The organism is Paenibacillus nitricinens, from assembly GCF_052056485.1.
Taxonomy (GTDB): Bacteria; Bacillota; Bacilli; order Paenibacillales; family Paenibacillaceae; genus Paenibacillus_AQ; species Paenibacillus_AQ nitricinens.
In genome coordinates, this window is the sequence record NZ_CP183948.1 from 4,105,382 (window position 1) to 4,132,282 (window position 26,901).

Sequence of the window (26,901 nt, forward strand, 5' to 3'; positions counted from 1 at the left end):
ATTGGTTAACCAATATACATGTAGAGATTTCCTAGAATTTGGCTAGTAAAGTCAATTAGCTTCGTGATGATCCACGGCCCAAATAGCAATAAAGCCAGCAGTACTGCGACGATTTTTGGAACAAACGCTAGCGTCTGTTCCTGAATCTGTGTCGTAGCTTGAAAGATACTGATTATTAGCCCTACCACCAGACCAAGAATCAGCATGGGAGCGCTGACTTCCAGCACTAAATATACGGCTTGGCTTGCTAGACCGATAATAAACTCCGTACTCAATCCTCATGCCTCCTCTTAAGGTCAGGTGTTAAAACTAAGAAGTAGTGATTTAATGACTAAGTACCAGCCGTCTACCAGTACAAAGAGCATAATTTTAAAAGGTAATGAAATCATGACCGGGGGAAGCATCATCATTCCCATGGCCATCAGCGTACTCGCCACAACAATATCAATAATCAGAAATGGAATGAAAATTAAGAAGCCCATTGTAAAAGCTTTTTTCAATTCTCCAATTGCGAAAGCTGGCACCATCACCGTCAGTGGAATATCACTGTATGTAGCCGGTTTAGCCGATCCCGTATAACCGGTATATTTCATAAATAACAAAAGGTCTTTGGAATTGGTCTGTTTAAACATAAACTCTTTCATCGGATCAGCAGCTTTATCAAAAGCCTCAGTCTGGGTAATCGTCCCCTTCATATACGGCTGTAATGCCGTTTCATTTACTTGCGCCAAAGTTGGCGACATAATAAATAGGGTCAGAAATAGAGCAAGCCCTACCAGCACCTGATTGGGAGGCATGGCCTGAGTACCAAGTGAAGTTCTAACAAAACCGAGCACGATTACAATTCTAGTAAAACTGGTCATAAGAACTAGAAACGCCGGAGCAATACTCAGAACCGTAACGAGAAGAAGAATGGATATGGAACTGGTACCACCGCTTGAACCATCTTCATTACCGACCTGAATATTAACATTAGGTATAGGATCAGCATGTATCGGCCGCATCATGACTATACTAATGAACCCGAACAGCAGAATAGCAAGAATTAGCTTCTTTTTCATAAATTCCTCGACTCATCCTTAGTAGCATCATCCCGGAACAGCTCTTCCATTTTCTCTTTACGCTCTGGTGCAGAACGAAGCTTGGATTGCAGTGTCTCGTAAAAAGATGATGTTTCACTAAGCTCGATTTCTTCTGATGGAACCTCCCCACGCAGCTTAACCTTAACCTTGGCAATAAGCGGTGCGAGAAAATTATTCTGGTTGGAGGACTGATCCTCAAATGCTGCAATGATCAAAGCCACCTCATCTGGATCAGTGACTTTATCCAAGATGGATATGTTCTCACCAATCCCGATTAAGTAAAGGCTGCTTCCCAGTTCAATAACCTGCATCGACTTGTTAGGTCCCAGCCCTACAGCACCAAGCGTCCGAATGGAGCGCCCGCTCATAAAGGTCTGATTACGACGTCCAAGAAAACGGATCAGCAGCACAATAAGTACAATGATTACCGCAAGGACAATAATAACGTTAAGCAAATTCAGCAGGGTGTTATTGCTACCGAGCGGTTCTGAATTGACGGGCATGTCTTTTTCCTACACACCCAACGTCTTGTTGATAGCTTCGATAACGCGGTCTGCCTGGAAAGGCTTCACAATAAAGTCCTTCGCTCCCGCTTGAATAGCATCGATTACCATAGCCTGCTGGCCCATGGCTGAACACATGATGACCTTAGCAGCCGGATCTACTTTCTTGATTTCTTTCAGGGCGGCGATTCCGTCCATCTCAGGCATAGTAATATCCATCGTGATGAGGTCCGGACGCAGTTCCTTGAATTTTTCTATCGCTTGAGAACCGTCCTGAGCTTCGCCCACTACTTCAAATCCGTTTTTCGACAAAATGTCACGGATCATCATTCTCATAAATGCTGCATCGTCCACGATTAGAATTCGGTTAGCCATTTTTACAAAATCCTCCCTAAGTATGCTTATTGTAATTTCTGAATTCGGTCCCACTGGCTGACGATATCCGTAACGCGTACGCCGAAGTTTTCGTCGATAACTACGACTTCACCTTTGGCAATAAGCTTGTTGTTAACCAAAATATCTACAGGCTCACCGGCGAGCTTGTCCAGCTCAATGATCGAGCCTTGAGACATTTCTAAAATATCTTTAATCTGCTTCTGGGTCCTTCCTAATTCTACGGTTACTCTAAGCGGTATGTCCATCAATAAATTTAAATTGTTTTCATCAATATGACCAAAAGCTCCACCGTTAAGGTTAGCAAATTGTACAGGCTGTACATTTACATTGCGATTCGCTTCAGGACTAAGCGGTGGTGTCTGCCCATAAGGCATGCCTTGAGGCGGCATTCCGTAGGGTGGCATCCCTGGCATGCCATACGCCGGCATTCCTGCTGGAGGATAATAATATCCGCCTTCTGGCATTCCTGGATAACCAGGCATCCCCTGCGGCGGGTATGGCGGAGGGGTTTCTCCTATGGGCTGTGAAGGCGCCTGTTGCACTGGAGGAGCTACAGGAGGCGTCTCTTGAGCTGGCTTAGCAGGAGTCTCTGTCGACGTAACTGCAGCCTCCTGCGCTGCAGGGCTTACATCACCCAGAAGCATCGTCACCATATCCTTAGCAAACTGGACAGGCAAGAGCTGCATAATAGTAGAATCTATTAAATCTCCTATCTTAAGTCGGAACGAAATCCGAATTAAGGTTTCGTCATTGGGTAAGCTGCCAACACCTTCACCGCTGGACATGTTCAGAATGTCGATACCCGGAGGCGAAATATTAACAAATCGATTGAAGATAGTAGACATTGATGTGGCAGAAGAACCCATCATTTGGTTCATAGCTTCCTGCACAGCACTAATGTGGATTTCATTCAATTCTTCATCTTTAGGTTCGCCTTCTCCACCAAGCATTAAATCTGCGATAACCTGTGCATCCCTAATTTTAATAACAAGTGAGTTAATACCCTGAAATCCATCAACATATTCCACGTGTACAGCTACATGCGGCTTAGGAAAGGCCACCTCAAACTCCCCTCGTGTAATGATGGAAACTTGAGGGGTGGTAATATCAACCTTTTTCCCCAGTAATGTGGAAAGAGCTGTAGCTGCACTCCCAAACGTTATATTACCGATTTCACCCAAAGCATCCTGTTCAAACGGTGTTAAATAGTCATTTACCGTTTTCTCTGAAGGAGCCAATGAGCCTTCCGCAGATTGTCTCAGAAGGGCGTCGATTTCTTCTTGGGATAAATAATCTTTACTCGTCAAATTCTTCAACTCCTTCACTGACAATCTCGTCTATTTGCACGGCTACCCGGTCCTTCACCATTCCAGGACTTCCGATGAACTTAAGCTTCTCCCCTACCTTAATCGAGAGTCCAGAATCTACATTCCTGTTTAGTGAGATCACGTCACCGACGCTAAGCCCAAGAAACTCAGATATAGATAAGCTCGATTCTCCCAGTTCAGCGACAATCGGCAGTTTCGCCTTATGAACTCTAGCCTTAATGGCTTCAAGTTCATCTGCATCCCGCGTCTTCTTCTCTGTTACAAACCATTGGTGAACAGATAGTCTAGACATTATTGGTTCCAGAACGACGTGCGGTATGCAAAGATTAATCATACCTGTTGTATCTCCAATTTTGGTGCTTAATGAGATTAATGCAATGGTCTCATTGGGCGATACAATTTGCATGAACTGTGGGTTCGTTTCGAGCGCTTCCATGCGCGGATGGATATCCAGCACAGTCTTCCAAGCTTCCTGCAAGCTCTCAAAACATCTGCTGAAGATACGCTCCATAATCGTTGTTTCGATTTCAGTTAAAGCATTAATCTTAGATGGTGCAGTCCCAAAACCGCCCAGCAATCTGTCCAGCATAGCGAAAGCGATGTTTGGATGAACTTCCATTACCATTCGACCTTCTAAAGGTTCGGCTTCAAAAATGTTCAGTATTGTCATTTTCGGAATGGAACGAATGAATTCATCATAAGGGAGCTGCTCTACTTGAACGACATTAATCTGCACAAAGGTGCGTAATTGGGCTGAAAAGTACGTTGTAAGATAGCGTGCGAAATTGTCATGAATCCTTGTAAGACTACGAATATGATCTTTAGAAAATCGAACGGCCCGTTTAAAGTCATACGATCGGATCTTCTTCTGAGTTTCTTCCTTTTTAAGCTCATCGGCATCCATCTCACCTGAAGAAAGTGCAGCAAGTAGAGCATCTATTTCGTTTTGTGATAGTACATCAACCAATTCAATCACCCCCCTATCAAAGAATTATCATGCCTGAAGCTACATAGAAGCCAAAAGGTATTTGGTGACTTCGATCTGAGTGATTTTGCCTTCGGTCAATGTCTTATTGATCAGATTAACAAGCTTGCTGCTAAGCTGGTCTTTGCCATTTGCTCCATTAAGCTCCTCAGGTTTGGTATCTGCAAGCGTTTTGATAATAATCGGTTTGATTTTGATCTCTTTTATTTTTTCGAATGCTTCCTTTGATTTCGCAGAATTCAGTTGGAAAGCGAAATCTATCTGAACGATATAATCGGGATCAGCAAGATTTGTTTTGATATCTTTGATCTCTGCCGTTAATTCGACGATTTCATCAGCAGTTAAATGTTTGGTTTCCACACTTTGAACCGCAGCATTTACATCATTCGTATCATTCGGAAAGATCTTGTCCATTAATAGAAATGCGGCTATCACGATAAGTGTAATCGCAAGTAAAATCGTAAGTAACCATGGCAGCATCTTCTTCATGTTAGCTCCTCCATTGACTGGACTTTAATGGTGGCAGCATATGTGCCTATGTCCCTGTTATAATCCCGGATCTTCGTAATAACTTCATCCGCTTTTTCAAGCACGATCAGTCTTTTTCCGGTTACTAGTGTAATATATGTATCCGGGCTTTCTTCTACCATTTCTACCAGTAGGGCATTGATCCACATCGGTGTTCCATTTAATCTCGTTACCGATATCATAACAGGCCTCCTAACAAAAATAGGGGGAGGGGTATCTCCCCCACGACTCCGCGTTAATCTTTAAAAAAGAAATTAAATTATTGATAAAATTAACGCTTCAGATTAACTACTTCCTGCAGCACTTCATCAGAAGTCGTAATGATACGGGAGTTCGCCTGGAATCCACGTTGCGATACGATCATTTCTGTAAATTCATTCGTAAGATCCACATTGGACATTTCAAGCTGACCCGAAATGATAGCGCCTGTTCCAGTTTCAGTATCATTCGCTGTCGTAGGAACAAGTTCGCCTTCTGCATTCGCATTAAGTGACATCCGGTACAGATTACCACCGATCTTCTCAAGTCCAGATGGATTAGTAACCTTAGCCACTCCGATCTTCACACCTGCTTCAGTCGTTCCATCCGCCATGGTCTGAACAATCGTTCCATCATTGGAAATGGAGAATGCTGTTACATCATCACCCAGTTGAATGGCAGTACCATCGGCATCTAGCACATGAAGTCCGTCAGAAGTAACAAGATTACGTGCAGCATCTACATGAAAATCTCCTGCACGAGTCAAAAAAGCAGTTTCCTGATCCGCAGTAAGCTTCACTAAGAAAAAGCCATCTCCGTCAATACGCAAATCTGTAGGATTGTTAGTAGTTTGAGCACTACCGGCCAAATGGAGTGTATCAATAGAAGCGATACTTACGCCCAGTCCGATTTGTTTAGCATTCACACCACCTTGGGCATCGTCACTAGGAGCTGTTACACCAGAAACGGTTTGACTCATAATGTCCTTAAACATAACCCGTCCTGATTTAAAACCAATTGTATTGACATTGGCAATGTTATTACCGATTACATCAAGCTTAGTCTGAAAGCCTCTCATCCCCGAAACCCCTGAATACATAGATCTTAACATTTGTGTTGTCCTCCCAGATTATAGAGTCCTAATAACTTACTAAGTGAATGGGACCGCGTCAGTCGGTCAGCGGCCGCCTCGGCTTTCCGTTAGGACCAGCCGGTTATGAAATCACAATTGCACTATCAATTTGCGTAAACACGTTATCTTTAATCGAACTTCCATCCATTGCGGTTACAACCGTACGATTCGGGACACTTACGATAAATGCCAAATCCTTCATTAATATCAAGGATTCTTTGCTACCTTTGGCAGCAGCTTTATCCACAGCTGAAGAAATCTGATCCAGTTGTCTGCTTCCAAGTTCAATTCCTCTTTGTTCAAGACGCTTGGCAGCATGATTACTGAATTTTAGTAGTTTCTGTTGCAGTACGCTCTCAAAGGTGGCTTCTCCAGTCACAGTCTGCTTCGGTATCGAAGATCGCTGTAACGTTGAGGAATGTAGGGACGACGCAGGATACAGTTGGCCTATGGTCAGCCTGTCACTCATATTGTCGCCTCGCTTCCTCCGTTATTCTCCGGAGTATTACTATCTGTACCAGAACCATTCTCTGTTGTTGCAGGATTCTGAATTTGTGTAATATCGGTTAAAGCAACTCTGTCTTTCCCCACAACCGCATATTGAATCCCCTTGCTGACAACGATTGATTCAACATTCCCTGTCTTAGGCAGATTTGTGGCGGTATCCGTCCATGTGATATCTTTACCAATCAAGCCGGATACTGAGCCAAGAGACTGATTCATTGATGTAAGCTGTGTAGAGATATTCATCAGCTGCTCAACAGATGTAAACTGTGCCATTTGAGCAATAAATTCTTTATCTTGCATCGGTTGCATCGGATCTTGATTCTGCAGCTGGGTGATCAATATCTTCAAAAACTGATCCTTACCCAAAGCAGAATTTCCTGTTGTTTTAGTAGATTCAGGAGTTGTATAATTCCACTGGTCTTTGGTAGAAACAGGAGGAGTTGTTGTCGTCATAACCGTTCACCTCTCTTTCACTTATGATAAGTTTAAGCTTTGGCAGAGAAGGAGCTCCCTTGATTATCTTCTTCTTGCCCTGCGTTTGAAACCCAATCTTTCCATTCACCATTTAGCTCTGCGGCAAGAATGGCATCATTAGCTTCCTCACGACTTTCTTTGGAGCGTCTTCCCTGCTGGCCACTTCCAGAACCAGGTTGGCGTCCTTCTTGACCCCATTGTGAATTGAGGGGGGTATTATTTTGTGTGACTTCCAATTTTTCTACTTGGAGGCCTTGAGACTGCAATGCCACTCGAAGCTGGTTCATTTGCTGTTCCAACATATCCTTAGCTCCGGAATGTTCAGTCATAAACTGTGCTACGAGATGACCATTTTGCATAGTAATCTTAACATCTACTTGTCCGAGGTTTTCTGGAAAGAGTGATATCGTAGCCTCAGCTACTCCGCCTTTTTGCACAATCTCCAATTTACCTGTAATAAAACCGGTCATTTCCTGTGCAAACTGATGAACGGGTACAGGAGCTACTGGGACTTCAGCCTTCAACGGAGCCGTAATTCCTCCCCGAAGAGCTAGTTGACCAGCCGTTACAACCTCATGTTCTCCTTCTATGATAGTAGTTCCTGATGTGGAATCTTGAGTGGATTCTGCCTGCTTTGTTTCTCCAGTTGCACTGCTTTTAATCAATGGAGTGGTAAGCTCTGCTTCAGCATCTTGAACAGCTCCTGAGGTCACAGGCGAAGTTAGGACTGCTTCATTCTTAATTGCAGCTGCTTCTCCAGCACGGTTACTAAGGTTTTGAATGGTCTTGTCCGGCGTACTGCCTTTGCTTTCAGTCACTATAGGTTGTTGTACAGATACACCAGAATTTTCATTTGAGCTGGAGTTCTTTCCCTTCCCCTTAATAGTGTTAGCGGAGGACTGTTCTAGTATCGCTGTGAAATTATTTAACAGGCTTATCCCTTTACTAGCAGCCTCTTCGTTCCCACTGACAGCAGCTTCCTGAATCATAGTAACTAAACTTTGCAAATCATCTTGAACAGCAAACCGCAGCGTATCTGCATGCTGAGCTAACGGTGACAAGCTTCCTGCCGACTCCATATCAGATGTAGCATCACTCTCGGTCACTTGACTTCCTGATAGAAGAGCTGATACCTGAAGAAGCCAAGCTTGCAAAGCTGCCAGCACAGCAGGATCGCTATTAATGCTTTCATCCAGGTTTTCAACATCAGCAGTTAGCTTCTCGATAAGATCAGAATTCTGCGTATCTTGTCCTCCTTGATCTTCTCCAGTCGTCTGCACTTCCTTTAAAAGACCTTGCAGTAAAGAGGTTAGATTTCCCAGAAGCGGATCAGTAGGTACCGATGTGGTGTTAGCTGTGTTTCCTCCCATAGTTTGCACTAATGTCTGAGAGAAAGGTACAGCAGATGCTGTTGTGCCAGTAGAAGTTGATGAGCTACCACTTGCAGCAGCTGTATTTGCGTTCACAAGCGATTGAACCACTAAACTCATATTATTTTTCACCTCCTTTCATTATTTATTTAGCACCCATCAAACGGTTAACAATCTTCGCGGTTTGTGCACTATCATTTTTAGTCATTTCGCCCAAAATTGATGAACGAACACTATCACTTACGGTATTCATAATCGTTACTACTTTATCAGGGCTAATCTTGTACATTTCCCCTAGTAGAGAAGCTGCATTGGCAGGCGTCATTGAACTAAAGGTTTGATTCAACTTTTCCTTATCCAGATTTGCACTAGTTTTAGTCGTTTGAGTAGCGCCAGCTTCTTTTTTCAATCTAGATTGAAGAGCAGCAATAGCCATATCACTCGAAGAGGTTGTTTCTTTCAACTTAATCGTGACATCTGCCGCTTTTTTAGGATCCATTTTTTCCAGAATCGCAGTTTTACTCGCTTTATTCATTACGCTGAATATCTGCACCATCTCTTCTGTAGTCAAATTCTCCATAATCGGTGCAGCTTTGGAAGCCTTCATGCCCGCGTACAGCTTCGCCAGATCAGTAACCTGCTTCTGATAAGGGTCTTCTGTTGCCTCCGTGTTTACTTCAGCAGCTGCAGCGGCTTCCGTCTTCATTCCCTCAATTTGCGACTCTAGCGCCTGAACCTTGGTATCCTGGGCTGTTTTTTCATCGGTGACCTTCTTCAACTCATCTGCCTGCTGGGCAAGCTGAGCTTTGAGCTCCTTAATCGTTGAGTTTGAGCTCACTTCCTGTTTTTTGCTTTCTTCCTTCGGTTTAGAAGGATCTGTTGGCGGATCAGGAACCCATTTTTCCAGAATCGGAATTTTATTCGCAACTTCAAGCACGTTATTACGAATGTCCATATTAAAAAGCGTCAACAGTACTCCAAGCAGTACTAGCGTGAAGATAATCGGTATCATTAGAAATAAGAACCGCTCAAATTTCCCCGCTGACCCTTCATTTTCAAGTTCCATGTCATTATCAATATTAGCCACTAGCGGAAACCTCCCGGGTTAGAGGGATTTCATCGCGAAGCGGACGGTTGCCATCTCATCCAGTTCGTTTTGTTCCCGTAAACTCATACTTTGCTGAAACTGTGTCTCAGCCTTATCTTTTGCTTTTAACCATACTTTTTCGTCTAATACCTTTGTGCTTAACTGATCTTGCTTCTTCAAGACTTCCTGATGTGCACTTTTAATGTCCGTATGTTTACGGGCAATGCATATATCCAGGTATTCTACATATTCTTGCATTTCACGAATCTTCGCCATAGGTGCCTTTTGTTCTGCGGCATTTTGTAAAGATAACATAATAGCGCTCCGCTGAAAGGTGAGTTCATCCAGGCTTCTTTCTTGTGCCTGCAATTCTCCAAGCGCGCTTGAGAGCATCCATTCTGCCTGTGTCTTCTCATTGCCCTTCAAGTCAACGACTTTTTGAAAAGTATAATGAAATCTCATGATACTGAATCAACTCCTCGAGAAGTGTGAAATTAAAGACTGTTGAACTTCAGCCAGCGTAACTTTTTCATTCACTCTTTGTTTGGTGAATTCCCATATACTGTCTATATACTCCATCGACTCATCGATTTGAGCATTGGAGCCTCTCTGATACGCTCCGATATTAATTAAATCTTCTGAATCCTTGTACACGGCCATTAGTCGCTTAACATTCTCTGCTGCGGCGATCTGTTCTTCTGGCGCAATATCCTTCATTACACGACTAATACTGGAGAGCACATCTATTGCTGGAAAATGTCCTTTGTTCGCAATACTTCGGTTAAGGACGATATGTCCATCGAGTATCCCTCTCACTGCATCAGCGATCGGCTCATTCATATCATCACCATCAACCAATACAGTGTAAAAAGCTGTAATAGAGCCTGTAGGACCAGTTCCGGCACGTTCTAGTAGTTTAGGTAAGCTTGCAAATACCGATGGTGTGTAACCTCTCATTGCTGGTGGTTCTCCGACTGCAAGTCCAACTTCACGTTGAGCCATAGCATAACGAGTCACCGAATCCATCATCAGCATCACATTAAGCCCACGATCCCGAAAATACTCAGCAATCGTAGTAGCAATAAGTGCTCCCTTAATTCGAATTAATGCAGGCTGATCAGATGTAGCGACAATAACGACTGACCTCTGCAAACCCTCAGGTCCCAAATCGCGTTCGATGAAATCCAGTACTTCCCTGCCACGTTCCCCAATCAGAGCGATAACATTAACATCTGCTGATGTATTACGTGCAATCATTCCCATGAGCGTACTTTTGCCGACCCCTGAACCAGCGAAAATCCCCACCCGCTGACCTTTACCAATGGTTAGCAAACCATCTATCGCTCTTACACCGATGCTAATAGGTTCTTGCACTCGTGGTCTGTTGAGTGGGTTGGACGGAATGTTAAAGGTCGAACTATGTGGCATTCGAGCTGGGATCAGGGAACCATCAAGCGGTTGACCTAAACCATCCAGTACCTTACCCAGCAATTCTGAACCCACCTGAACACTAAGCGGCTTGCCTGTTCCCACTACATCACAACCAGGTCCAATTGCCTGCAGTTCTCCAAGTGGCATTAATAGCACCTTGTTGTCACGGAAACCAACGACTTCAGCTTGCAGCGGCTTATTTCCTTTAGAAGGATAGATATAGCACACATCACCAATGCTAGCATCAGGTCCTTCCGATTCAACCATAAGACCGATAACCTGCGTCACTTTCCCATTGATCCTCACCGGATCGAGATTACGAAGTTGCTCCTTATAACGGTTACTATCAAGCATCTTCTTCCCCATTTCTCTGCTCATCGGTGTCCAGCGCGATTCTAACCAGCTCTTTCTTGATTTCCGCAAGCTGAGTATCAATTCGGGCATCTATGCTGCCAAAGGAGGAGCGGATTACACAACCTTGATCCTTCACAGTCGAGTCAGGCAAGATCTGTAGTTCAGCCTGCGAGTCAACCGCTAATGACAATTCTTCCCTTGCTGCGTTTACGAAAGCGAACTGCGCAGGTGATACACACAGTGAGATCAGCCCCTGCTCACGTTTACGAGCTAGATTCTTCCGAATCAAATCCATTGCAAACTGCGGTTCAACCGTTAACTGCCTATCCACAATTTTCTCCGCAATATCACAGCTTAGCTCAACCAAGAAAGGTTCAGCTTCCTGAATAATGACATCCCTTGCCTTATAGGCTTCAGTTAAAACAGCACGTGCTTCGTCCATCATCGCAGCAATTTTGAGCTTCATCTCTTGCTCAGCTTGAGAAACACCTTCTTGATACCCTAGCTGATAAGCCTCCGCTTTGACGGCCTCTACCAGATGTTCATCCTGCTCACGCCGCTCTTTCCACCACTCTTCAGCCTCCGCTTTTGAGGATTCAACAATCTGTTCCGCTTCAAGAGAGGCATTCCGAACTTGCTCTTCAGCAAATTCTTGGGCATCTTTAAGCATTTGCTTGCGTGCGACTTCAGCCTCTTCACGAGCGGGATCATGATAGTGAGTCTCGCTTACAGTCTCCTCTAGAACGGGCTCCTCAGTTAGGCCCGCATAGTGCCGGGCCTGCTCCAATCTTTTCAGTACATCAACTGGAACATACTGAGAATGCTTAATCAGCTTAGACAATGATGTCATCTCCTCCGCCACGAGCGATGATAATTTCTCCAGACTCTTCGAGTCTGCGGATCGTACCTACAATACGCGTTTGCGCTTCTTCTACATCACGCAACCGCACAGGACCCATGTACTCCATTTCTTCTCGGAAGGTCTCTGCCATACGTTTGGACATATTCCGGAAAATAACATCTCGTACTTCTTCGCTTGCAACCTTAAGGGCAAGCTGCAGATCCGCATTATCAATATCACGAATAATACGCTGAATCGAACGATTATCCACATTGACAATATCCTCGAATACGAACATCCGCTTCTTGATTTCCTCGGCGAGCTCTGGATCTTGAATTTCAAGAGAATCCAGAATTGTGCGCTCTGTCCCACGGTCAACCCCATTCAGGATTTGTACAATTGATTCGATACCGCCAGCATTTGTATAATCCTGAGTTACTGTAGCAGAAAGCTTCTGCTCCAGCACTCGTTCAATTTGTGTAATGACCTCCGGAGAGGTGCTGTCCATTACAGCAATTCTTCTAGCCACCTCCGCCTGCTTCTCTTGAGGTAACGAAGAGAGAATAGCTGCGGCTTGTTCAAATTGTAGATAAGACAATACAAGTGCGATAGTCTGGACATTCTCATTCTGAATAAAGTTCAAAATCTGGTTTGGATCAGCCTTGCGTGCAAAATCGAAAGGTCTTACCTGCAAAGTCGCAGTCAGACGGTTAATGACCTCCATTGCTTTTGCGGAACCAAGTGCTTTCTCCAGAATCTCTTTGGCGTAGTTAATACCGCCTTGTGATATATATTCCTGGGCGAGGCATATCTGATGGAACTCAGACATGATCGACTCTTTTTCACTGCTGTCCACTTTACGGACATTGGCAATTTCAAGAGTTAATTGTTCAATCTCCTCGTCTCTTAAATGTTTGAATATTTGCGCCGATACCTCGGGCCCTAGTGTGATAAGCAGGATCGCGGCCTTTTGACGGCCACTAAGCCCCTGCTGACTAGCCTTTGCCATTAGTTCACCTCTGTTCGTCTGCAAGCCATGTACGCAGCAAATTAACGAATTCGTCTGGCTTTTTCTTAGCCAAACTTTCCAATTGCTTACGAACTTGACTGTCATTCGTCACACTTTCCAAATTAATAGATGGAAATTCGGTAGGAACCTGTAATGGAATGTCTTCATCTTCCTCTTCCACAGTCTTCTTACGACTCCGATAGATTAGATATCCTCCACCTGCTCCAACCAGCAATGCAGCTGCTCCGATAGCCCATAACATCCATGTGGCAAGACCACCTGGTGTTGTGTTAGCAGCGGTTCCGCCAAATTGTTGAGAATATACCGAAACCTTTTTGGTTAAATCAGCGTCTGTATATGTAGTACCTGAATCTGCGAGCGAAGCACGAACAATATTTACCAAAATGTTTTGAATTGCTGCTGATGTAGCAGCGTCCAAAGTATTTTGTCCTGTAGGTGGTTCAACTGCAACATTTATGGTTAAATCTTTAACAGTAAAGGGACTTGCGATAACATCCTTTGTAATTCGGTTTACTTCATAGTTCCTCGTTTCAGAAGATTCTTCCGAAGTTGAAGTATCCGTACCGGCTTGTGAGGGATAGCCCGCTACATCTTGTGAACCAGTGCCTGCCACTCCGCCAGTTGTATTCCCTTGACCCGAATACGAATTACTAATGATTTGTGAACTGATCTCAATCCCCTTCATGTTCTCTGTATCCACAGGGGTTACGAGATTCTCCTTCCGGTTTTCCTTGTCAAAGTTCAGCTTCGAAAATACAAGAACATCAACTTTATCCGGACCCGTAAGAGTGCTAAGGAATTGTTTCACATCTTTCTTTACTTCTTCTTCGAATTTTTTCTGAAGAGCGAAGTTCTCTTCGACTTGGCTGGAAACTCCTGCTTGTCCACCTTTGGCCGTAGGCATTAACTCGACTTCATTATTAGCAATCGTAATGTTATCGATTGGTAGATTTGGAACAGCCGTCTTTACAAGGTTGAAGTACCCATCGATATTATCTTGACTGGGTCTAAATCCCGGATTAAATGAAAGCACAACGGATGCAGATGCTTGCTCTTGGTCAGCCTGGGAAGCAAAAACTGTTTCTTTAGGCAGATTAATCAGCACTTTAGCATCCTTAATTCCTTGCATACGTCTCATTAACTGTTCTACTTCACCGTTTAATGCATTATTATACTTCACATTAAACTCACTATCTGTCGTCCCTATCATTGACGAATTTTCATTAAAGACCTTATAACCGATAGAGCCCCCCTGAACAATCCCCTGAGAACCGATATCCACCTTTATTCGAGCTGCTTCTGTGCTTGGCACTGAGATGCTCTTTCCATCTTGGCTTAATCGGTATGAAACACCTGCTGTATCCAAGTAGTTCATTACTCCAGCTGAATCTGTGCTGTCCAAATCTTGAAACGCTACTTCATATTCTGTCTTTGAAAGCTGCATGGTTAATACTACGATTATTATTAGAATGATAAACAATGTTGAAAAAAATAAAATCTTCTGTTTACCACTAAATCTGTTCCAATAAAGGGTCACCTTCTCCCGATATTGGGCAAATCTTTCATTCACAGTGTCACCCCATCCGGAACTAAGCTAGGAATTAATTAAATTTGAGTTCTCATAATTTCTTGATAGGCTTCTATCACTTTGTTCCGGACTTGTGTAGTCAACTGCAAACTCAGTAAAGCCTGTTGGGAAGAAATCATCACTTCGTCTATATTCACTTCTCCCAATACAAATTTATTACTCATATCCTTTGCTTGTTGTTCCTGATCTGCTACTTTAGTGAGTGCATTCTCAAGATAAGAACCAAAGCTCTCCATGGCATTAGCAGGAGTGGATGAAACTTCGGTAGATGTTGGTTTCATGGCAAGCTGCTGTACAGCTTGAACCCCATTAGTGATATTCTGTATCAACTGTTTCCCTCCTAAAAGTTTTGTAAGCATATGCTTCCTAGATTCACTTCGTACAAAACTCACTTCGGAAGCGTTCTATCTGTTAATTACGTTTAGCGCCCAATTTCGAGTGCTTTACTTACCATAGCTTTAGATGCATTCAGCATCGTGACATTGGCTTCATAAGAACGTGATGCAGATAACATATCTACCATTTCTTTGGTAATATCTACGTTTGGCATATAGACATAACCTTCGGCATCCGCATCAGGATGGCTTGGGTTGTACACTGGCTTTAACGGTGAAGTATCTTCTATAATGGACTGCACCTTTACACCTTCATTACTACTACCATTTAATTTCGAATTTAGTATATTCGAGAACTTATTGCTTTCGGTAGCTTCCATAACAACAAGCTTTCGACGGTATGGAACGGCTTTGCCATCAACCACCGATGCTCTTGTAGTTTCCGCATTGGCCACGTTGGAGGAAATCACGTCCATCCGCAATCGTTGAGCTGTTAATGCTGATGCACTTATCCCAAAACTACTCCCAAAGTTCATGCAATCTTATCCTCCTTGAATTACAGCTCGCATCATCGAAATTTGACTGTTGATCTGCTCGACATAAGAACTATACCTGAGTTGGTTCTCAGCACTTAACGCCATTTCTCGTTCTACATCCACATTGTTGTCGTTATTATTCATCGAGGTAGTTTCATCCGTACTAACGACAGCTGCTGGTACAATTCTGTTGGTACCAAATTGAAAATGTCGGGAGTCCGTTACCTTCGCGTTAAGTGTAGGTTTTATTCCACTTTCTTGTTGCTGAAGGAAACTTTCGAATGAAACATCAGAACGTTTGAAATTTGGCGTATCTTCGTTAGCCACATTATTTGCTAGAACATTTTGTCGTTTGTAGGCAGCATCAATGCCTCCCTGCAATCGTTGAAAACTGACACTATTCAGCAATCCCAAGATAATTCCTCCTTTCAAAGCTATCATAATGAAATGAATTCCACAACTTTCCTTAAAAAACCTGCTTGTTTTCGACAAATAAAGTATAAAAGTCCTCAATTTATCGATTTCTACGTCGAACCTTGTCGCAAAGTATAACTTATTAGTATTTTCACATACATTGATTTTCATTTAATTTGTATATTATTACAATAAGAAATAAGCCCTATCTTTTTAAAAAAGACAGGGCTTTAAGCACTTTATTGCTATTTTATTCCTTTTTTAACTCAAAATTATCTTTTTAATTGCATCTTTTTACATTTTTTTACCTATTAATGACACTGAATTGTAATTTTCTAATTCAATATGCCCAAATTCAAAAGAATATAATTTGTCGCATTAAAGAATATACTGACTTAAATCACGATCCTGTGCAATACTTGCCAATTTCTCACGCACATACTCTGGTGTAATAACCATAGTATCCAGAGTTAGCTCAGGTGCTTCAAAAGAAAGATCCTCCAATAGCTTCTCCAAAATCGTATGAAGACGCCGAGCACCTATGTTTTCCATATTTTGATTCACTGAAGCAGCTATTTTGGCAATTTCATAAATAGCATCTTTCTGGAACTCCACTTCAATGTCCTCAGTTTTTAACAAATTAACATATTGTTTCGTCAATGCATTCTCTGGCTCAGTTAAGATGGATACAAAATCCTCCAGTGTCAGACTGCTTAGCTCTACGCGAATCGGAAAACGCCCCTGAAGCTCTGGAATCAGATCAGAGGGTTTAGCTACATGAAAAGCCCCGGCAGCCATGAAGAGCACGTAGTCCGTCTTCACAGGACCGTATTTTGTCATGATTGTAGAACCTTCTACAATTGGAAGGATATCTCTTTGCACACCTTCACGTGATACATCAGGGCCCGAACCCTTACCTTGACTTGCAACCTTATCAATCTCATCGATAAAAATAATACCCGATTGTTCAGCGCGTGTCACAGATTCCTGAATGACATCATCCATATCAATCAGTTTAGTTGCTTCATCCTGAATTAGCACTTTACGAGCCTCACGGATAGGAAGCTTACGCTTCTTCGTCCGCTTCGGAAGCAAGCTACCAAACATTTCTTGCATATTCATCCCCATCTGGTCGTTCCCTTGCCCTGCAAACATATCCAGCATAGATGGCGCTGTATCCTCAACATCTATTTCAATGATATCTTCTTCCAATTGACCAGCAAGCAGCTTAAATCTAATCCCGCGACGGCGCTCGCTTAAGCTTCCATCTGGTTCGGAATCTTCTTTAGAATCCTCTTGTGAAGAATTCCCGCCAAAAATCATCTCAAAAGGATTCTTCTGAGATTTATTCTTTGAAGACGAAGGCACTAAAATAGAGACAATCCGCTCATTAGCCAGCTCTTCTGCACGGTCCTTCACCTTTTCCGTGCGCTCTAGCTTCACCATACGAATAGAGGTCTCCACTAAATCACGCACCATAGACTCCACATCTCGACCTACATAACCCACCTCAGTGAATTTGGTAGCCTCCACTTTGATGAACGGAGCATTAACAAGCTTAGCTAAACGCCGGGCAATCTCGGTTTTCCCCACACCAGTAGGTCCGATCATCAAGATGTTCTTAGGAACAACTTCATCGCGCAGTTCCTCAGCCAGCAGACTGCGCCGATAACGATTACGAAGGGCAACAGCTACCGATTTCTTAGCTTGTTTCTGACCTACAATATATTTATCCAATTCAGCTACGATTTGACGGGGTGTTAGCGATTGATTCACCATCGTGAATTCCTCCTTGTCTCTATGGCACTGAGCCTATAATTGCTCAACAATAATATTGGAGTTAGTATACACACATATTTCTGATGCAATCTGAAGAGCCTCACGAGCAATATCCGCAGCAGCAAGATTTGGAGCATGACGTTTGAGCGCGCGACCGGAAGCAAGTGCAAAATTACCACCGGAACCAATAGCGAGCACATCATCATCTGGCTCGATAATTTCACCATTTCCGGAGATTAAGAGCATTCCTTCCTTGTCCATAACAATCATTAATGCCTCAAGTTTACGAAGAATACGATCTTGACGCCAGTCTTTCGCTAATTCTACGGCTGCCCGTTGCAGGTTTCCATGATGCTCCTCCAACTTACCTTCGAATTTTTCGAACAAAGTGATAGCATCGGCAACAGATCCTGCAAACCCTGCTATTACTTGTCCCCTGTATAAGCGACGAACCTTTCTGGCCGTCGTCTTCATAATTACACTCTCTCCGAATGTAACCTGACCATCACCTGCTATAGCTGCCTGTCCGTTATGTCTTACAGCACAAATTGTAGTCGCATGAAAGCTGGGTACCATGATTGCAGTTACCTCCTTAAGATGGGCTTTGTTAAAATATAAGAAGTATACGTTTCACGTTGTTCTACATTATCCTTATATTTTTCGCTTAAACGCTAACGCTTATCATCCTTATTAGGACGCCGAAGGCGCTTATTCTTGGGTATCGATAACCTCCGGCTCTATATAAGCGAGGCCCGTACGATTGGCGTACTCGGCAAGACTGTCTAGTGCACGATGCGCTAACATCTCATTTTTTTCTTTCTTATTACGGATTTTCTTCTCCACCTTCGGTAGAAGACCAAAATTGGCATTCATAGGCTGAAAATGCTCCGGATCAGCGGAAGTGATATAAGCAGGCATACTACCGAGCACCGTGTCTTGCGGGAAGATCAGTCCTTCTTGACCGAGTGCGGCTCTAGCAGCGTTAATGCCGGCAATCAGACCTGAAGCTGCTGATTCCACATAACCTTCCACGCCAGTCATCTGTCCAGCAAAGTACAGCCTTTCTTTACCCTTCATTTGATAAGTTGGATGCAAGAGTCTAGGAGAATTAATAAAGGTATTTCTGTGCATTACACCATATCGAACGTATTCAGCGTTCTCAAGACCTGGAATCAGCGAGAATACCCGCTTCTGTTCGCCCCATTTCAAGTGCGTTTGAAAACCCACTAGATTGTAAAGCGTTCCAGCAGCGTTATCCTGACGAAGCTGTACTACCGCGTAAGGTAGCTTACCTGTGTGCGGATTGATAAGACCTACTGGCTTCATCGGACCAAACAATGCTGTTTGCTTACCGCGCTTCATCATGATTTCGATAGGCATACAGCCCTCAAAGTATATCTCTTTCTCAAAATCCTTGAGCGCCGCCGTCTCTGCAGAAATCAACGCATCATAAAACACGTCAAACTCCTCTTCCGTCATAGGACAGTTCAGATATGCTGCTTCCCCTTTGTCATAACGGGAAGCCAGATACACTTTATTCATATCAATACTGTCCTTCTCAACAATCGGTGCAGCAGCATCATAAAAATAGAAATATTCTTCACCTAATAGACCCTTAATTTCAGCAGATAATGCAGGGGAAGTTAGTGGACCCGTTGCAATAACAACAATCCCTTCCTCCGGTATATGCGTAAGTTCTTCATTTATGACTTCCACGAGCGGATGATTATGCAATGTACTCGTAATTTCTCCCGAGAAACCATCCCGATCCACGGCAAGGGCACCACCAGCAGGTACAGCGTGGCGATCAGCCGCGCCTAATACAAGAGAGTTTAAACGCCGCATTTCTTCCTTTAATACACCCACTGCATTGCCTAAACCATTTGCACGCAAGGAGTTGCTGCATACTAGTTCTGCGAATTGATTCGTGTGGTGTGCTGGCGTCTTCACCACGGGTCTCATTTCATACAATCTTACCGGTACGCCTTGAGAGGCTATTTGCCAGGCCGCTTCACTTCCTGCGAGACCTGCTCCAATTACTGTTACCTTTGCTGTATCTGTCACTGTCTTATTTCCTCCTGTAGAGACTATTATTCTGCTAAGTCTTCTTCGTTGTCTAAAACTGCCTCTGTATGGTCACAAGACGTACATTGCAGTTTGGTGCCTTGCTTATTGCGTTTCTCAATCATCCAAGCCCCGCAAGATGGACATGGCTTAGTGGATGGTCTATCCCAAGAGACGAAATCACATCCAGGATATTGATCGCAGCCATAGAAGACACGCCCTTTTTTGCTACGACGCTCTACAACTTTACCTTCATTACATTTAGGGCAAGTTACACCAATATCTTTGATAATCGGCTTCGTATTTCGGCAATCTGGAAAACCAGAACATGCTAGAAACTTCCCAAAGCGTCCTAATTTATATACAAGTGGTTTACCACATTTCTCGCAGATCTCATCAGAGACTTCATCTTCAATCTCAATTTCTTTCATTTCTTCTTCGGCAAACGCTAAGCGCTTCTCGAAAGACTCGTAAAATTCGGCAAGAACCTTCACCCAATCTTCTGAGCCTTCTTCCACATGGTCAAGATCTCCTTCCATATTAGCCGTAAACTCTACGTTCAATATTTCCGGGAAAAATTGTTCCATCTGCTCGATGACTAGTTCTCCAAGCTCTGTAGGCATGAATTTTTTCTCTTCAATCGCTACATAACCACGCTTCTGAATCGTTTCAAGCGTTGGTGCATACGTACTTGGGCGTCCTATCCCTAATTCCTCAAGTGTCTTTACAAGCCTTGCTTCTGTATATCGCGGTGGTGGCTGTGTAAAATGCTGCTTCGGCTCGATCTCTTGCTTATTTAAAGCATCTCCCGCTTCAAGAGGCGGTAAATACTTATCTTCATCTGTAGTTCCATCATCATTACCTTCCACGTAAACCTTCATGAACCCTGGGAATGAAACCTTCGAACCCACCGCTCTGAAAGTGGCTGTACCTGCTTCTATATCAACCGAGAGTGTATCCAGAAGAGCCGAAGCCATTTGACTGGATACGAACCGCTCCCACACCAGCTTGTAAAGACGGAATTGATCCCGGCTTAAGAACTCTTTGACCATTTCCGGTTCCCGAAGTGCTGAAGTTGGTCGAATCGCTTCATGCGCTTCTTGTGCTCCAGCCGCTTTCTTCGAATACTGGCGGGGGGTTTCTGGTAAGAACTTTTCACCATACTTAGCAGTAATCAGCTCTTTAGCTTCATCCTGTGCAGTGACAGATAAGCGTGTCGAATCCGTACGCATATAGGTGATCAAACCTACGGTTCCCTCTTTGCCTAGTTCCACACCTTCGTATAATTGCTGGGCAACAGACATGGTCTTAGCTGCACGGAATCCAAGCTTACGAGCTGCTTCCTGTTGAAGTGAACTTGTTATAAAAGGAGCCGAAGGATGTCGTTGTCTTTCCTTCTCCTTCACTTTACTTACCATAAAAGCTGCGTTCTTGATTGCCTCAAGGATCTCTTGAACATCGCTTTCTTGATTAAGTTCTTTCTTCACACCATTCAGCTTATGGAACTTAGCTTCAAAGACGGAATCTCGAATCCCAAGTTTAGCGGTAATACTCCAATATTCAGTAGGTACAAAAGCGGAGATTTCATTCTCACGATCCATTATGATCTTTACAGCTACAGATTGAACACGACCAGCAGATAACCCTTTTTTGACTTTCTTCCATAATAGGGGGCTAATCTTGTAACCTACCAGCCGATCCAGTATACGTCTTGCCTGCTGTGCATTCACAAGATCCATGTTAATCTTACGTGGCGTCTTAAAAGCATCCTTCACCGCTTGTTTGGTGATCTCATTAAATACAACTCGGCATTCCTGTGTTTGATCTAAATTTAATGCATGCGCCAAGTGCCATGCGATCGCTTCTCCTTCGCGGTCAGGGTCAGCTGCGAGATAAACTTTTTTCACTTTTTTACTAGCGTCTTTCAATTCCTTCAATATGGAACCTTTACCACGGATAGTAATATACTTAGGGTTGAAATTATTTTCAACTTCGACGCCGGTTTGACTCTTCGGCAAGTCCCTAATATGTCCCATAGATGCCTTTACAATATATTTACTACCTAGATATTTGCCAATTGTCTTCGCTTTCGCGGGCGATTCGACAATAACCAATGCATCTGCCATAGACTCTTCCTCCTCGTTAACACTCGTACCTCTATATTAAATTACCTTATAAATAGCTCCTGGTAATTGTGCTACCGCTTTTTTTATGATTAAAGATAACAGAACTGAATGCAAATGTCCAAAATCCCATCCTGTCCTCACAAGCAGATCGTCCAAAATAAAGGGGCCTTGATGCAGTATATGGTATAGGTGTAACTCCTCATTTGTCAATTTCTTTTCAATTACCAAATCGTCAACCACCTGTTTAGGGGGACCGCTTTCACCCGTTTTTGAGAGGTTTGTCGGGAGAAAAGAAGTGTATTCTTCTAAAATATCTAGTGCACCGGTTACCAGCTTTGCCCCCTGTTTAATCAGATCAAGAGCCCCTCTACTTTTGGGAGACGTAATAGGTCCAGGGACAGCAAAAACATCCCGTCCTGCCTCCAAGGCAGCATCTGCAGTAATGAGTGATCCACTTCTACTATCCGCCTCTACAACCACTGTCCCGTATGTGAGGCCCGCAATAATTCGATTGCGCTGCGGAAATAACCCTGGATGGCTTTTGGTTCCAAGGGGATACTCTGTTAGCACTAGCCCATCACGGGAAATCAATCGTTCAAGCTCCTTATTCTCAGGCGGGTAGACCCGATCCAGACCTGTAGCTACTACCGCTATTGTGCCTCCACCGCTTCTTAGCGCAGCTTCATGACAAACGCTATCAATCCCCTTAGCTAATCCGCTAACCACTGTCAGACCTGCTTCACTAAGCTCTTTCGTGAGGATCTCCCCTACCTTCCGTCCATAAGCTGTTGGCACACGAGTACCGACCATCGCTACACTGGGTGTCGATAACAGATCCAAACGCCCACGATAATAAAGAATCCATGGTGGCTGAGCCGTCTCCTTCAATAAATCTGGATAGTCTGCATCAAAAATCGTAATCATGTTCACAAAACTTTCTTCCATTAGTAAGCGGCGGCTTGCTATCCACTCCAACGTATATATAGAAGCAAGCTGAATCGACATTTTCTCACTCAATCCAACCTTTTCCCAGTCTTCCGAGCTACAAGAAAATGCTTTTTCTGACAAGAGCCCAGCTCTGCGAATCTTGTCGATCGTTTTCCAGCCAATGCCTTCCACTTCATTAAAACCGAATAGTAGTTCCCGTTCTTCCATAGTCTTTTTCGCCCCTTAACACGGAAGGCCTAGCCTTCCCTATTTTGTGTTACACATCTTGAAAACGCAAGTATTTCTTTAAATTCAATAAATTTCTATTTAAAATAAAAAAAGCAACCTTTCATCCCTAAATAGGAACAAAAGGTTGCTTACCTCTTTAATTAATTATACACGAAATAACCTCACTACGCGGAGCGATTTCTCTGTCTTAATTACACTAATTAGTGCGATGTAAAAGCATTGAGAATACCGCGCTCTTCAAGCACACTTACGAGTGTCGAACCCATTTCAGCAGGCGTAGGGGCTACCTTAATTCCGCAAGCTTCCAGTACGGCAATTTTTTCGCTAGCTGTACCTTTCCCTCCAGAAATGATAGCACCAGCATGCCCCATACGCTTGCCTGGAGGTGCAGTTGCCCCTCCAATGAAGCCTACTACTGGCTTGGTCATGTGTTCACGAATCCACTCCGCTGCTTCTTCCTCTGCCGTACCACCGATCTCTCCGATCATGATAACTGCCTTCGTACCCGGATCTTCATTAAACAGCCTCAAAATATCAATAAACTCGGAGCCTTTAACAGGGTCCCCGCCAATACCTACAGCCGAAGACTGCCCAATTCCACGCGTGGTCAGCTGATGAACCGCCTCATAGGTTAGCGTTCCGCTGCGCGAGACCACTCCTACATAACCAGGCATATGAATATAGCCAGGCATGATTCCAATCTTACACTCTCCAGGAGTGATAACACCCGGACAGTTTGGACCGATCAACACTGTAGAACGACCTTCCATATAACGTGAGACTTTTACCATATCAAGCACAGGAATACCTTCAGTAATACAGATAACCAAATCCAGCTCTGCATCTACAGCCTCCATGATGGAATCTGCTGCAAATGCTGGCGGTACATAAATCACACTAGCAGTTGCACCAGTAGCTGCTTTAGCAGCTGCGACTGTATCAAATACCGGAAGACTAACTTCACTGCCATTTTCAAGGGTGATATTAACTGTTGTTCCACCTTTACCCGGCGTTACTCCTCCAACCATCTGAGTTCCATAATCAAGCGCACCCTTAGTATGGAACAAGCCCGTTGCTCCCGTAATACCTTGCGTGATAACTTTCGTATTTTTATCTACAAGAATGCTCATGCCTTAAGTCACATCCCTACTTATATTGTCAAATACGATAACTGGCTTCAACTTCCGAGCCATTATTGCACAAGAGATACAATCTTACGGGCACCGTCCGCCATAGAATCAGCAGCTACAATGTTTAGTCCCGATCCAGCCAAGATTTGCTTACCTAAACCAACATTTGTTCCTTCAAGACGTACAACAAGCGGTTTAGTCAATCCCAATTGACTTGCCGCTTCCACAACACCGTTAGCAATAACGTCACAGCGCATAATACCGCCGAAAATATTAACGAAAATTCCATTTACCTTTTCATCCGACAGAATAATTTTAAAGGCTTCTGTAACTTTCTCGGTAGTTGCACCGCCCCCTACATCAAGGAAGTTGGCGGGTTCGCCTCCGTAATATTTAATTATATCCATCGTTGCCATCGCTAGACCTGCACCGTTCACCATACAACCAATATTGCCATCAAGCGCAATATAGCTCAGGTCATACTTAGAGGCTTCGATTTCTTTCAAATCTTCTTCATCTAGATCCCGAAGCTCTTGAATATCTTTGTGGCGGAACAAAGCATTGGGGTCAAAATTCAATTTAGCATCTAGAGCCATCACATTACCATCCGCAGTAACTACCAATGGGTTAATTTCGGCAATAGAGCAATCTTTATCCACAAAAGCTAGATATAGCGCTTGCATGAATTTCACAGTCTTGCCTACCAGTTCATTCGGAATAGAGATGCTGTAAGCTAGTTTACGAGCTTGGAATGTCTGCAAACCTACTGCCGGATCAATGATTTCTTTAAAAATCTTCTCCGGATGTGTAGCTGCAACCTCTTCAATCTCTGTGCCACCTTCTTCAGATGCCATCATAACCACCCGACCAGTTCCTCTATCAACAACAATACCGATATAATACTCTTTAACAATTTGACAGCCCTCTTCAATAAGCAGCCGCTTTACAACCTTACCCTCCGGACCAGTCTGGTGAGTAACTAAAGTCTTGCCGAGAATTTCGGTTGCGTAAGTACGCACTTCATCGATATTCTTAGCAACCTTTACACCTCCAGCTTTACCGCGTCCACCTGCATGAATCTGAGCTTTAACTACAACAACCGGTGTACTCAGTGACTCTGCGGCTTCTACCGCTTCCTCCACTGTATAAGCTACTTTTCCATTCGGTACGGCCACACCGTACTTCTTAAGCACTTCTTTTCCCTGATACTCGTGGATATTCATAGCGGTAGCCTCCTAAAGTAGCGTGGTGACTTAACAGGCAGCCTGTTGTCATCTCGCCTTCCGTTTTGATTGCCGCGGGGTTAGGGATAGGCTGATGCTAAACATTCAGCACTATTCCGGAACCAACAGAAACTGCTCTACCACTCGTAAAAGAATGGCCTTATTTCTGTGAGAGACATTGAGTAAATCTATAAGACTAAGCTTATACTTACCTATATGCCATATAAAGGAACCCAGAATAGTGTAACATGTTTTTAAAACGCTTTCCTTAAATATATTCATGATTCGTACACATTTTTTCGCTTGGTTTCATGCCGGAATGCGAACGATCGCATTGACTACTGTTTATACTTACTTTTTACTATCTTGAGTGTTCGCCTCATGAACACGATTTAACAAGCTTTTGAACTGCTCAAGCAGCTCTACAGTCTCATCGCCGGACATAGTCGTTTCTTCCATCATTTTCCCAGGAATACAAGCCGCATTGCTTTGAAGTGCCCAGCCCTGTTCCGTTAAGGAAATCAGAACTTTCCGCTCATCTTGTGTTGAACGTTCACGTACGATCAAGCCTGCAGCTTGTAGGCGTTTTAAAAGAGGTGTCAGCGTACCCGAATCCAAAAATAGCGCCTCACCAATTTCTTTAACCGTACATTGCTGCCGTTCCCATAACACAAGCATTACTAGATATTGCGAGTATGTTAAACCGATCTTATCCAAATAAGGTTGATACAGCTTTGTGATCTCACGAGAGCAGGCATAAATCGTAAAACAGAGTTGATTCTCAATCAGCAGCTCAGGTGTAGTCGTCATCTTTTGCATATCTTCTTCATTCATTTTCATATCTTATTCACCTGCCTTATACCCTTATTTTATCATAATTCACTCATAACATCATGTTAATAGCAAAAAATTAATTTGACATTATAATTAATTGTGATAAATTAGATTGTACACAAACTAATTAGGAATTGGAGAGATACACAATGATGACCATCCAGCAAAAAATGTATGAAACCACTGTTAAAGCCGTAGGAGGAAGAAACGGTTTTATCGAATCAGAAAGCCCTAAGCTTAATCTTACAATTAGTACACCACGCGAAATGGGAGGTGCCGGTGGAGAAGGTACAAATCCTGAGCAACTATTTGCAGCTGGATATTCCGCTTGTTTCGATAGTGCACTGAACATGGTTGCCCGACTCGGAAAAGTAAAAATTGAAGGTAGCGAAGTAACGGCTACAGTCAGCTTTGGTAAAGTTGAAGATGGAGGTTTTGGCATAGCGGTTAAGCTTGATGTGCTAGTTAAAGGCGTTGATAGAGAAACTGCAGCCTCTTTAGTAGAGGCTGCTCATGGCGCTTGTCCATACTCCCGCGCAACCCGCGGCAATATCGCTGTAGAATTGAATGTGCTGTAAGGGAACTATAGAGAATTATTATCTCAAACGAAGCCCTTACGGACACAGATGATCTTATCCAGAGAGGTTAACTTTTTTAGCGGAGTGACAT

Annotated in this window: 30 protein-coding genes; 1 reads left to right on the top strand and 29 read right to left on the bottom strand. The window is 43.5% G+C overall.

The window, feature by feature from the left end; translation table 11 throughout:
* Nucleotides 1–5: 5 nt before the first annotated feature.
* The 29 genes from fliQ to ACN6KS_RS18285 all read right to left on the bottom strand — a co-directional run bounded on the left by fliQ (nt 6) and on the right by ACN6KS_RS18285 (nt 26,238).
* Nucleotides 6–275 (bottom strand): flagellar biosynthesis protein FliQ, encoded by a 270-nt coding sequence (fliQ, locus tag ACN6KS_RS18145; RefSeq protein WP_036688516.1) that lies wholly within the window; start codon nt 273–275, stop codon nt 6–8.
* Nucleotides 276–296: 21 nt separating this feature from the next.
* A complete protein-coding gene (fliP, locus tag ACN6KS_RS18150; RefSeq protein ID WP_042189441.1) occupies nt 297–1,061 on the bottom strand; it encodes a flagellar type III secretion system pore protein FliP in 765 nt (254 codons plus the stop codon).
* The gene (locus tag ACN6KS_RS18155) at nt 1,058–1,585 is read right to left on the bottom strand and encodes a flagellar biosynthetic protein FliO (RefSeq protein WP_042128914.1); all 528 of its coding nucleotides are present in this window, start codon (nt 1,583–1,585) and stop codon (nt 1,058–1,060) included. Before ACN6KS_RS18155 ends, fliP begins: the two co-directional genes overlap by 4 nt.
* Nucleotides 1,586–1,594: 9 nt before the next feature.
* Nucleotides 1,595–1,960: a response regulator gene (locus ACN6KS_RS18160; protein ID WP_036688523.1), complete on the bottom strand. Its 366-nt coding sequence runs from the start codon at nt 1,958–1,960 to the stop codon at nt 1,595–1,597.
* A gap of 26 nt (nt 1,961–1,986) precedes the next feature.
* Nucleotides 1,987–3,288 (bottom strand): flagellar motor switch phosphatase FliY, encoded by a 1,302-nt coding sequence (gene fliY / locus ACN6KS_RS18165; protein ID WP_440960193.1) that lies wholly within the window; start codon nt 3,286–3,288, stop codon nt 1,987–1,989.
* A complete protein-coding gene (gene fliM, locus ACN6KS_RS18170) occupies nt 3,278–4,276 on the bottom strand; it encodes a flagellar motor switch protein FliM (RefSeq protein WP_042189444.1) in 999 nt (332 codons plus the stop codon). The genes fliY and fliM overlap by 11 nt, the downstream gene beginning before the upstream one ends.
* A gap of 39 nt (nt 4,277–4,315) precedes the next feature.
* Entirely contained in the window at nt 4,316–4,783 is a 468-nt protein-coding gene (locus ACN6KS_RS18175) for a flagellar basal body-associated FliL family protein (protein ID WP_094869613.1), read from the bottom strand.
* Nucleotides 4,780–5,004: a flagellar FlbD family protein gene (locus ACN6KS_RS18180; RefSeq protein WP_042128923.1), complete on the bottom strand. Its 225-nt coding sequence runs from the start codon at nt 5,002–5,004 to the stop codon at nt 4,780–4,782. The genes ACN6KS_RS18175 and ACN6KS_RS18180 overlap by 4 nt, the downstream gene beginning before the upstream one ends.
* Nucleotides 5,005–5,093: 89 nt before the next feature.
* Nucleotides 5,094–5,912, bottom strand: coding sequence for a flagellar basal body rod protein FlgG (gene flgG / locus ACN6KS_RS18185; RefSeq protein WP_094869612.1), 819 nt, complete (start codon nt 5,910–5,912; stop codon nt 5,094–5,096).
* A 103-nt stretch (nt 5,913–6,015) separates the two neighbouring features.
* On the bottom strand, nt 6,016–6,402 hold the full coding sequence (locus tag ACN6KS_RS18190; protein WP_094869611.1) for a TIGR02530 family flagellar biosynthesis protein: 387 nt from the start codon (nt 6,400–6,402) through the stop codon (nt 6,016–6,018).
* Nucleotides 6,399–6,893, bottom strand: coding sequence for a flagellar hook capping FlgD N-terminal domain-containing protein (locus tag ACN6KS_RS18195; protein WP_094869610.1), 495 nt, complete (start codon nt 6,891–6,893; stop codon nt 6,399–6,401). The genes ACN6KS_RS18190 and ACN6KS_RS18195 overlap by 4 nt, the downstream gene beginning before the upstream one ends.
* A gap of 32 nt (nt 6,894–6,925) precedes the next feature.
* Nucleotides 6,926–8,404, bottom strand: coding sequence for a flagellar hook-length control protein FliK (locus tag ACN6KS_RS18200; RefSeq protein WP_440960194.1), 1,479 nt, complete (start codon nt 8,402–8,404; stop codon nt 6,926–6,928).
* Nucleotides 8,405–8,429: 25 nt separating this feature from the next.
* Nucleotides 8,430–9,371: a MotE family protein gene (locus ACN6KS_RS18205; RefSeq protein WP_440960195.1), complete on the bottom strand. Its 942-nt coding sequence runs from the start codon at nt 9,369–9,371 to the stop codon at nt 8,430–8,432.
* 18 nt (nt 9,372–9,389) lie between these two features.
* A complete protein-coding gene (gene fliJ / locus ACN6KS_RS18210; protein ID WP_094869608.1) occupies nt 9,390–9,833 on the bottom strand; it encodes a flagellar export protein FliJ in 444 nt (147 codons plus the stop codon).
* Between the two features lie 9 nt (nt 9,834–9,842).
* Nucleotides 9,843–11,168: a flagellar protein export ATPase FliI gene (fliI, locus tag ACN6KS_RS18215; protein WP_042128931.1), complete on the bottom strand. Its 1,326-nt coding sequence runs from the start codon at nt 11,166–11,168 to the stop codon at nt 9,843–9,845.
* Nucleotides 11,149–11,997 (bottom strand): FliH/SctL family protein, encoded by an 849-nt coding sequence (locus tag ACN6KS_RS18220; RefSeq protein ID WP_094869607.1) that lies wholly within the window; start codon nt 11,995–11,997, stop codon nt 11,149–11,151. The genes fliI and ACN6KS_RS18220 overlap by 20 nt, the downstream gene beginning before the upstream one ends.
* Nucleotides 11,990–13,006 carry a flagellar motor switch protein FliG gene (fliG, locus tag ACN6KS_RS18225; RefSeq protein WP_042128934.1) on the bottom strand — a complete coding sequence of 339 codons (1,017 nt, stop codon included), beginning with the start codon at nt 13,004–13,006 and terminating at the stop codon, nt 11,990–11,992. The genes ACN6KS_RS18220 and fliG overlap by 8 nt, the downstream gene beginning before the upstream one ends.
* A gap of 4 nt (nt 13,007–13,010) precedes the next feature.
* Entirely contained in the window at nt 13,011–14,597 is a 1,587-nt protein-coding gene (fliF, locus tag ACN6KS_RS18230; RefSeq protein ID WP_094869606.1) for a flagellar basal-body MS-ring/collar protein FliF, read from the bottom strand.
* A 35-nt stretch (nt 14,598–14,632) separates the two neighbouring features.
* The gene (gene fliE / locus ACN6KS_RS18235; protein ID WP_042189451.1) at nt 14,633–14,944 is read right to left on the bottom strand and encodes a flagellar hook-basal body complex protein FliE; all 312 of its coding nucleotides are present in this window, start codon (nt 14,942–14,944) and stop codon (nt 14,633–14,635) included.
* A gap of 92 nt (nt 14,945–15,036) precedes the next feature.
* Complete coding sequence (gene flgC, locus ACN6KS_RS18240) at nt 15,037–15,486, bottom strand: flagellar basal body rod protein FlgC (RefSeq protein ID WP_094869605.1); 450 nt, start codon at nt 15,484–15,486, stop codon at nt 15,037–15,039.
* Nucleotides 15,487–15,492: 6 nt separating this feature from the next.
* Nucleotides 15,493–15,900 (bottom strand): flagellar basal body rod protein FlgB, encoded by a 408-nt coding sequence (flgB, locus tag ACN6KS_RS18245; protein WP_094869604.1) that lies wholly within the window; start codon nt 15,898–15,900, stop codon nt 15,493–15,495.
* Between the two features lie 378 nt (nt 15,901–16,278).
* Nucleotides 16,279–17,679, bottom strand: a complete 1,401-nt coding sequence (gene hslU / locus ACN6KS_RS18250) for an ATP-dependent protease ATPase subunit HslU (RefSeq protein WP_440960196.1) — start codon at nt 17,677–17,679, stop codon at nt 16,279–16,281.
* A 33-nt stretch (nt 17,680–17,712) separates the two neighbouring features.
* Entirely contained in the window at nt 17,713–18,255 is a 543-nt protein-coding gene (gene hslV / locus ACN6KS_RS18255) for an ATP-dependent protease subunit HslV (protein ID WP_042189455.1), read from the bottom strand.
* A 132-nt stretch (nt 18,256–18,387) separates the two neighbouring features.
* Nucleotides 18,388–19,770 carry an FADH(2)-oxidizing methylenetetrahydrofolate--tRNA-(uracil(54)-C(5))-methyltransferase TrmFO gene (gene trmFO, locus ACN6KS_RS18260; RefSeq protein ID WP_440962417.1) on the bottom strand — a complete coding sequence of 461 codons (1,383 nt, stop codon included), beginning with the start codon at nt 19,768–19,770 and terminating at the stop codon, nt 18,388–18,390.
* The gene (topA, locus tag ACN6KS_RS18265; RefSeq protein ID WP_440960197.1) at nt 19,770–21,869 is read right to left on the bottom strand and encodes a type I DNA topoisomerase; all 2,100 of its coding nucleotides are present in this window, start codon (nt 21,867–21,869) and stop codon (nt 19,770–19,772) included. Before topA ends, trmFO begins: the two co-directional genes overlap by 1 nt.
* Nucleotides 21,870–21,905: 36 nt before the next feature.
* Nucleotides 21,906–23,024, bottom strand: a complete 1,119-nt coding sequence (gene dprA, locus ACN6KS_RS18270; protein WP_440960198.1) for a DNA-processing protein DprA — start codon at nt 23,022–23,024, stop codon at nt 21,906–21,908.
* Between the two features lie 221 nt (nt 23,025–23,245).
* On the bottom strand, nt 23,246–24,175 hold the full coding sequence (sucD, locus tag ACN6KS_RS18275; RefSeq protein WP_094869599.1) for a succinate--CoA ligase subunit alpha: 930 nt from the start codon (nt 24,173–24,175) through the stop codon (nt 23,246–23,248).
* A gap of 62 nt (nt 24,176–24,237) precedes the next feature.
* The gene (sucC, locus tag ACN6KS_RS18280; RefSeq protein ID WP_042128955.1) at nt 24,238–25,398 is read right to left on the bottom strand and encodes an ADP-forming succinate--CoA ligase subunit beta; all 1,161 of its coding nucleotides are present in this window, start codon (nt 25,396–25,398) and stop codon (nt 24,238–24,240) included.
* A 351-nt stretch (nt 25,399–25,749) separates the two neighbouring features.
* Nucleotides 25,750–26,238, bottom strand: a complete 489-nt coding sequence (locus ACN6KS_RS18285; protein ID WP_269321761.1) for a MarR family winged helix-turn-helix transcriptional regulator — start codon at nt 26,236–26,238, stop codon at nt 25,750–25,752.
* 143 nt (nt 26,239–26,381) lie between these two features.
* On the opposite strand from ACN6KS_RS18285, the gene ACN6KS_RS18290 reads away from it, so the two are divergent.
* A complete protein-coding gene (locus tag ACN6KS_RS18290) occupies nt 26,382–26,810 on the top strand; it encodes an organic hydroperoxide resistance protein (RefSeq protein ID WP_094869598.1) in 429 nt (142 codons plus the stop codon).
* The last annotated feature ends 91 nt before the right edge of the window (nt 26,811–26,901 follow it).

What these genes read in the sequence shown, in the direction of transcription:
- fliP (WP_042189441.1), bottom strand. Translation starts at nt 1,061, where the DNA reads ATGAAAAAGAAGCTAATTCTTGCTATTCTGCTGTTCGGGTTCATTAGT.
- ACN6KS_RS18155 (WP_042128914.1), bottom strand. Translation starts at nt 1,585, where the DNA reads ATGCCCGTCAATTCAGAACCGCTCGGTAGCAATAACACCCTGCTGAAT.
- ACN6KS_RS18160 (WP_036688523.1), bottom strand. Translation starts at nt 1,960, where the DNA reads ATGGCTAACCGAATTCTAATCGTGGACGATGCAGCATTTATGAGAATG.
- ACN6KS_RS18175 (WP_094869613.1), bottom strand. Translation starts at nt 4,783, where the DNA reads ATGAAGAAGATGCTGCCATGGTTACTTACGATTTTACTTGCGATTACA.
- ACN6KS_RS18180 (WP_042128923.1), bottom strand. Translation starts at nt 5,004, where the DNA reads ATGATATCGGTAACGAGATTAAATGGAACACCGATGTGGATCAATGCC.
- flgG (WP_094869612.1), bottom strand. Translation starts at nt 5,912, where the DNA reads ATGTTAAGATCTATGTATTCAGGGGTTTCGGGGATGAGAGGCTTTCAG.
- ACN6KS_RS18190 (WP_094869611.1), bottom strand. Translation starts at nt 6,402, where the DNA reads ATGAGTGACAGGCTGACCATAGGCCAACTGTATCCTGCGTCGTCCCTA.
- ACN6KS_RS18195 (WP_094869610.1), bottom strand. Translation starts at nt 6,893, where the DNA reads ATGACGACAACAACTCCTCCTGTTTCTACCAAAGACCAGTGGAATTAT.
- ACN6KS_RS18200 (WP_440960194.1), bottom strand. Translation starts at nt 8,404, where the DNA reads ATGAGTTTAGTGGTTCAATCGCTTGTGAACGCAAATACAGCTGCTGCA.
- fliJ (WP_094869608.1), bottom strand. Translation starts at nt 9,833, where the DNA reads ATGAGATTTCATTATACTTTTCAAAAAGTCGTTGACTTGAAGGGCAAT.
- fliI (WP_042128931.1), bottom strand. Translation starts at nt 11,168, where the DNA reads ATGGGGAAGAAGATGCTTGATAGTAACCGTTATAAGGAGCAACTTCGT.
- fliG (WP_042128934.1), bottom strand. Translation starts at nt 13,006, where the DNA reads ATGGCAAAGGCTAGTCAGCAGGGGCTTAGTGGCCGTCAAAAGGCCGCG.
- flgC (WP_094869605.1), bottom strand. Translation starts at nt 15,486, where the DNA reads ATGAACTTTGGGAGTAGTTTTGGGATAAGTGCATCAGCATTAACAGCT.
- hslU (WP_440960196.1), bottom strand. Translation starts at nt 17,679, where the DNA reads ATGGTGAATCAATCGCTAACACCCCGTCAAATCGTAGCTGAATTGGAT.
- hslV (WP_042189455.1), bottom strand. Translation starts at nt 18,255, where the DNA reads ATGGTACCCAGCTTTCATGCGACTACAATTTGTGCTGTAAGACATAAC.
- topA (WP_440960197.1), bottom strand. Translation starts at nt 21,869, where the DNA reads ATGGCAGATGCATTGGTTATTGTCGAATCGCCCGCGAAAGCGAAGACA.
- dprA (WP_440960198.1), bottom strand. Translation starts at nt 23,024, where the DNA reads ATGGAAGAACGGGAACTACTATTCGGTTTTAATGAAGTGGAAGGCATT.
- sucD (WP_094869599.1), bottom strand. Translation starts at nt 24,175, where the DNA reads ATGAGCATTCTTGTAGATAAAAATACGAAAGTTATCACGCAAGGTATT.
- sucC (WP_042128955.1), bottom strand. Translation starts at nt 25,398, where the DNA reads ATGAATATCCACGAGTATCAGGGAAAAGAAGTGCTTAAGAAGTACGGT.
- ACN6KS_RS18285 (WP_269321761.1), bottom strand. Translation starts at nt 26,238, where the DNA reads ATGAAAATGAATGAAGAAGATATGCAAAAGATGACGACTACACCTGAG.
- ACN6KS_RS18290 (WP_094869598.1), top strand. Translation starts at nt 26,382, where the DNA reads ATGATGACCATCCAGCAAAAAATGTATGAAACCACTGTTAAAGCCGTA.